The sequence below is a fragment of the Ruegeria sp. BHSA123 genome (assembly GCF_059613425.1).
The window spans coordinates 1-5,036 of record NZ_JBXWSL010000120.1 but is presented as its reverse complement, the minus strand read 5'-3'; the positions used below and the strand labels follow the sequence as shown (position 1 = coordinate 5,036).

Annotated in this window: 5 protein-coding genes; 2 read left to right on the top strand and 3 right to left on the bottom strand. The window is 57.1% G+C overall.

The window, feature by feature from the left end; genetic code table 11:
- Positions 1–901 (top strand): bifunctional folylpolyglutamate synthase/dihydrofolate synthase (locus AC2FNC_RS20050; RefSeq protein ID WP_496716457.1); only part of this gene is annotated, 901 nt, incomplete at its 5' end.
- 61 nt (positions 902–962) lie between these two features.
- Here AC2FNC_RS20050 and zapE read toward each other — a convergent pair.
- Positions 963–2,021 (bottom strand): cell division protein ZapE, encoded by a 1,059-nt coding sequence (gene zapE / locus AC2FNC_RS20045; RefSeq protein ID WP_496716455.1) that lies wholly within the window; start codon positions 2,019–2,021, stop codon positions 963–965.
- Between the two features lie 149 nt (positions 2,022–2,170).
- Between zapE and AC2FNC_RS20040 the strand changes: the two genes are divergently transcribed.
- Positions 2,171–3,406: an MFS transporter gene (locus AC2FNC_RS20040; protein WP_496716454.1), complete on the top strand. Its 1,236-nt coding sequence runs from the start codon at positions 2,171–2,173 to the stop codon at positions 3,404–3,406.
- Between the two features lie 62 nt (positions 3,407–3,468).
- Here AC2FNC_RS20040 and mtnA read toward each other — a convergent pair whose 3' ends face one another.
- Both mtnA and AC2FNC_RS20030 read right to left on the bottom strand, forming a co-directional pair.
- Positions 3,469–4,563 (bottom strand): S-methyl-5-thioribose-1-phosphate isomerase, encoded by a 1,095-nt coding sequence (gene mtnA, locus AC2FNC_RS20035; protein ID WP_480605723.1) that lies wholly within the window; start codon positions 4,561–4,563, stop codon positions 3,469–3,471.
- A gap of 122 nt (positions 4,564–4,685) precedes the next feature.
- The coding region (locus AC2FNC_RS20030; RefSeq protein ID WP_496716452.1) for a YaiI/YqxD family protein at positions 4,686–5,036 on the bottom strand (351 nt) is incomplete at its 5' end.

Here is a 5,036-nt window from a genome sequence, read left to right as displayed (position 1 = left end):
CTTGCTGGCCTTCTCTCGCTGCAAAGCAGATTACACTCTGCTCGAGGTCGGTCTGGGCGGACGGCTTGACGCGACAAATGTGATTGATGAACCGGCGGTGACAGTCATTACGCCGGTTTCAATCGATCATGAACAGTATCTGGGCGACACCCTGGGAAAGATTGCCGCCGAAAAGGCGGGCATTATCAAACCTGGTGTGCCATGCATCGTCGGCCCGCAAGAAGACGAGGCGCTGGAGGTGATCGAGTACACAGCCGCCCGGTTGGGCGCACCGCTGCTTGTACATGGCCAGCATTGGCACGTTCATGAAGAAAACGGGCGCTTGATCTATCAGGACGAAACCGGGCTGCGTGATCTGCCGCTACCCAACCTGCTGGGTGCACATCAGTTCCAGAATGCCGGTGCCGCCTTAGCGGTTCTGCGTCATCTTTCAATGGGTGACGCGGCCTACGAGGCTGCCGTATCCAATGCCGATTGGCCTGCGCGTATGCAACGTCTCAAAACCGGCCCGCTGACCGAGCAAGCCCCTCAGGTCGAACTGTGGCTGGATGGAGGGCATAACGCGGCCGCAGGTATCGCGCTGGCCGATGTGCTGGCGAAAATGCCGCAACGTCCCACGCATTTAATCTGCGGTATGCTCAACACGAAAGACGTGACTGGGTATCTCGCGCCACTGTCCAGACAGGTTGCAAGTCTGACTGCCGTCTCCATACCGGGCGAGGCGGCCACGCTCAGCGCCGATGAAACCGCCGCCGCCGCCGCCAAAGTTGGCTTGCCCTCTTCGGTCGCTGCAAGCGTTTCGGATGCGTTGAAGGCAATCACGGATCAAGACCCACAGGCGCGTGTCCTGATCTGCGGCTCCCTTTATCTTGCCGGAAACATCCTGCGAGAAAACGGTTAAGCTTCATCTTTTCGCAAATACTCCGGGGGAGGCGTGCGCAGCGCGACGGGGGCAGAGCCCCCTACTTCCCCCAGTTCTGGTCCTGCATTTCCCGCAGGCGCGACGCAGTACGCTCAAACTCAAAGGTGCCTTCACCTTCGACATACAACATCTCGGGCTCTGCCGCAGCCGAGCAGATCAACCGAACTTTTGCCTCGTAGAGCGCATCAATCAGGATGACAAAGCGCTTGGCTTCGTTGAAGTTATTTCTCGACAGACGGGGGATGTCCTCAAGCACCAGCACTTTAATTGCTTCTGCGATAGCCAGATAGTCTGCCGGTCCCAGCATCCGGCCGCACAGGTCATAGAACGAAGCCCGTGCAACACCATTGCGAAATGCGGGCAGTTCGACAGCGCGGCCTTTGACCTGCAATATCAACGGATCGGCAGGACCGCCTGCAAGATCTTTCCAGACATCCCGTATTTTCTGCCGCGCTTCGGGCCCGATGGGTGTAAAATAGACCGGAGCACCCTCTAGTCTGTTCTGACGGTAATCCGTGGGCGATACCAGTTCCCATACCTGCAACTGGTCTTTGATATGGGCAATAAAAGGCAAGAATAATTGCCGGTTCAACCCATCCTTATACAGCTCGTCCGGATGCCTGTTCGACGTGGTCACAACAACAACGCCACCCTCGTGCAGCAGGTCAAACAAGCGGCCAACGATCATCGCATCCGTAATGTCAGTGATCTGCATCTCGTCGAAGGCCAGCAGGCGGACGGATTTCACAACCTCTCTCGCCACAGGTGCCAGAGCATCTTCGACGTTCTCTTTTCGGGCCTTGTGCATTCCGGCATGGATTTCCTGCATGAAGGCATGAAAGTGAACGCGCCGTGCGGGGACTTCACCCAGCGTGTCGACGAACATGTCCATCAGCATCGATTTACCACGTCCGACGCCGCCCCATAGGTACAGGCCTTTGGGCGTTGGCGGAGCCTTGCGGAAAAACCCTCGTTTTACCGGCTCGGCCAGTGCCGCGAGGATGCGATCAAACTGGGGCAAAACGGCTTCTTGAGCGTCGTCGCGCGTCAGAGTTCCATCCGCAACGCGGGCTTCGTAAAGCGAAATCAGATCCGTCATGACCCAGAGCCTTACCCGTGACCCAGCGCGTTGAAAAGATGCCATTTCCCTGACGTATCAAAATTGCTTATTCGTGACCGCAAATCTGTTGAATTGACGCGATCCGTAAATGCAGTACGGTCCGTCGGACCAAACTACCCGAGGTCGCTATGCCGCAATCCACCCGCATGTTGAACCCGATCCTGATCGTTGGATGCATCATCATAACGGTCAGTTTTGCCGTGCGCGCGTCTTTCGGCGTGTTTCAGATTCCGATTGCCAGCGAATTTGGCTGGCTGCGCACGGATTTCTCATTGGCGATCGCCATCCAGAATCTGGCTTGGGGCATCGGTCAACCGATCTTTGCAGCTATCGCTGAGAAAGTAGGAGACCGAAAGGCCATTGTCCTCGGTGCCTTGACCTATGCTGCCGGTCTGGTTCTGTCGGCCTGGTCCGTCACACCGCTTGGGCATCAGGTTTATGCGTGGCTGGTGGGGTTTGGCATTGCCGGAACCGGGTTCGGCGTGGTTTTGGCTGTGGTCGGTCGTGCGTCCTCTGATGAAAATCGGTCCATGTCGCTGGCCGTCGTTACAGCGGCGGGCAGTTTCGGACAGGTTTTGGGCGCGCCGGCAGCTGAGTGGTTGCTGTCATTCCTGCCCTGGCAACAGGTCTTCGTCGTGTTTGCGGCTGCGATTCTAGCGCTTGTATTGACCTTGCCCTTCATGCGGGCGCCTCAGCTAGGTTCAAAGGCAGCGTTGCAAGAAAGCATGGGCGAAATTCTGGGCAAGGCGTTCCGAGACCCCTCTTACGCTTTGATATTTATTGGATTTTTCAGCTGCGGTTACCAGCTGGGATTTGTCACGGCTCACTTCCCCGCATTCGTGACCGAAATGTGCGGCCCGATCCAACCCGGCAGCGTGCTGCATTCCATCGGCATCACATCCACGTCCGCACTTGGCGCGGTATCGATTTCACTGATTGGTTTGGCCAATATCGCCGGGACCCTTTTGGCGGGCTGGGCTGGCAATCATTTTCCCAAGAAATATCTGCTGGCCTCGGTCTATGCCGGTCGGACGCTTGCTGCGGCGTTGTTCATCATTTTCCCGATAACGCCGTTGTCCGTTATTACATTCTCGCTGGTGATGGGGTCACTTTGGCTGGCCACCGTTCCGCTTACGTCGGGTCTTGTCGCGCACCTCTATGGTCTGCGTTACATGGGAACACTCTATGGCATAATCTTCTTCAGCCATCAGGTTGGCAGTTTCCTGGGCGTCTGGCTGGGGGGACGTATGTATGACCAATATGGTGACTATGCCCTTGTCTGGTGGATCGGTGTGGCAATAGGGGCTTTCAGCGCCATCGTTCATCTACCGATCCGAGAGAACCGTCTGGCAGTCCCTGCCTGAGGTGACGTTTCGCTCTCGAACTATGTGAGCGTGCCAGCGGTCATGCCGCGTGGGGTGTAAATCTAGCCGGCTCGGTCCGGAAACAAACCGGCAAGGCCTTCGGCAGAGGCGGCACAGACGCCACGCTCGGTAATAAGCCCCGTCACCAGCCGGTTTGGTGTGACATCAAAGGCAGGATTGCCACCTTCCGTCCCGTTCGGGGTGACGCGAACGTCGGCAATACCCCCTTGTCCAACCACACCCATGACATGGGTCACTTCTTTCGTATCGCGTTCTTCGATCGGTATTTCCGACACTCCATCCCGAACCGTCCAGTCAATCGTAGGTGAGGGCAGGGCGACGTAAAACGGAACCCCGTTGTCCCGCGCCGCCAAGGCTTTCAGGTAGGTACCGATTTTATTGCAGACATCGCCTTGTGCCGTGGTCCGGTCTGTACCGGTGATGACCGCGTCAACCAAACCGTGTTGCATCAGGTGACCGCCTGCATTGTCCACGATGTAACGATGGGGAATGCTGTGTTCACCAAGCTCCCAGGATGTCAGCGCCCCCTGATTACGCGGTCGGGTCTCATCCACCCAGACATGAAGCGGAATGCCCGCGTCATGCGCATGATACATTGGGCTTGTCGCCGTTCCCCAATCCACCGTTGCCAGCCATCCGGCGTTGCAATGCGTCAATAGCCGCACCGGTTCACCTGCAGGCTTTCGGGCTGCAATATCTTTGATTAGTTGCAGCCCATGGCGACCTATCGATGCATTGATCTCGACATCTTCGTCTGCAACTTCCTGTGCCAGTGCCCAGGCCCGTTCAGCGCGATCACTTGGGGCAAGTGGCATCAGCGCGTCGCGGCATCTGTCTAAAGCCCATCGCAGGTTGATAGCCGTTGGCCGGGTCGCGTGCAATACGTCATATGCGGCGTCGAACGAAGCGTCAGAGCTGTCACGGGACATCTGTTCGGCAATTCCAAACGCGGCTGTTGCACCAATCAGTGGCGCACCCCTGACCCACATGTCGCGGATCGCTGTCGCAAATTCATCCAGCGTTTTCAGGGTAACCACCCGAAAGTCATGGGGCAGCCATCGCTGATCGATAATCCGAACCTCACCTGCCGATTTGTCCCACCAAATTGACCGGTAATGAGCACCCTGTACTTTCATAATTCGGTCTCCGTTTGCGAATAGCCTGATCAGAAGTCTTTCGCAGCCTGCGTTCTTTCAGCGGGCTTGTAAACGGGCGTTTCTGGTTGCAGGCTCGCATTTTAGCTTGCCGATGATTGCACTTATCCTCGGGTCGCTGCGCGAAGTTCCCGCTCTAACGCATCCAGAAACCTTGAACGATCTGCTTTGCTGAATGGTCGGCCGCCGCCTCCGGCCCCCAGCGGATTGGCGGCCCGCAGGTCAGCCATCAAATCACGCATTGCCAATTGCTGGCCTATGTTCGCTGCCGTAAAAGCTTCGCCGTTCGGGCGCAAAACTTGGGCACCCGCTGCGACGCATTTCGCGGCCAGAGGGATATCGGAGGTAACAACTACATCCCCTGCGCCACAGCGTTCTGCAATCCATTTGTCCGCTTCATCAGCACCTTCCGAGACCACGATGACCTGTACAAGCGGGTTTGCTGACGGTCGAAG

Excerpts from the sequence above, each read along its gene's own strand:
- zapE (WP_496716455.1), bottom strand. The coding sequence starts at position 2,021 with ATGACGGATCTGATTTCGCTTTACGAAGCCCGCGTTGCGGATGGAACT.
- AC2FNC_RS20040 (WP_496716454.1), top strand. The coding sequence starts at position 2,171 with ATGCCGCAATCCACCCGCATGTTGAACCCGATCCTGATCGTTGGATGC.
- mtnA (WP_480605723.1), bottom strand. The coding sequence starts at position 4,563 with ATGAAAGTACAGGGTGCTCATTACCGGTCAATTTGGTGGGACAAATCG.